Below are 1098 nucleotides of genomic sequence, written 5' to 3' on the forward strand. Positions count from 1 at the left end.
TGAACTGATGGGGTGGATGCCCCCATCGGAGTATGATGCCTGCCCAGCGCCATGGTGGCGCTCACGGAGGAAAGGCAGATGACACAGGTGCAAATCCTTGCGATCGACCTCGCGAAGCGGAGCTTCCAAGTCTGTGGAACGGATCGCGGCGGGGCGGTTCTATTCAACCGGGTGCTTTCACGGGCTCGATTGCAGCAGCTTTTGAGTGAGCAGTCGCCGTGTATCGTCGCGATGGAGGCCTGTGCCACCAGCCATTTCTGGGGCCGTTTTGCTCAAGGCTGTGGCCATAATGTACGGTTAATTCCGCCGATCTACGTGAAGCCGTTTGTCAAACGACAGAAGAACGACGCAGCCGATGCAGCGGCGATCGCGGAGGCTGCACAGCGACCGAACATGCATTATGTCGAGGTCAAGAGCGCTGAACATCAGGCGCGTGCGGTAGCGTTTCGAACGCACCAGTGCTTCGTGCGCCAGCGCACCCAGCTCATCAACGCGCTACGTGGGCACCTCGGCGAATTCGGGATTATCGTTGCTCAAGGACCAGCCAATCTCACGGCTGTAGTGGGCATTCTGGCCGATGAGACCAATGACCTCCCTGCTGGAGTGAGAGAGATTGGTCAGCTTTACCTCGACCAGATCAGGCTGCTAACCGAAAAGATTGACGGGCTGATGCTGAAGCTTCGAGACGCAACCAAGGCAAATGAAGATATGCGTCGACCTTGCACCGTTCCCGGCGTCGGACCCGTGACCGCCGGCGCGATCCTCGCATTTGCTCCAGATCTTCGCGCATTTAAGAGCGGCCGGAATTTTGCTGCCTGGCTTGGCCTTGTGCCCAGGCAGCACTCCACGGGAGGCAAGACCCGACTGGGTGGTGTCAGCAAGATGGGGCAAACCGATATCCGAAAGCTACTCATCGTCGGAGCCATGAGCCTGATCCGCTGGATCGTGCGCAAGGGCGTGTTACCGGACAACTGGTTGGGAGGCATTCTGGGCCGAAAGCCTCGAATGGTGGCGGCTGTCGCGCTCGCCAATAAGATGGCGCGCATCATTTGGGCAATGATGACCAGGGAGCAGAATTACAGAATGGCGTGATCCGCT

1 protein-coding gene is annotated in these 1098 nt (G+C 58.6%); it reads left to right on the forward strand.

The genetic code is table 11. From position 1 onward, the window contains the following. Positions 1 to 78 precede the first annotated feature (78 nt). Complete coding sequence (locus ACQZ40_RS25710; protein ID WP_269834423.1) at positions 79 to 1092, forward strand: IS110 family RNA-guided transposase; 1014 nt, start codon at positions 79 to 81, stop codon at positions 1090 to 1092. The last annotated feature ends 6 nt before the right edge of the window (positions 1093 to 1098 follow it).

Source organism: Agrobacterium sp. 16-172Ci, assembly GCF_053522725.1.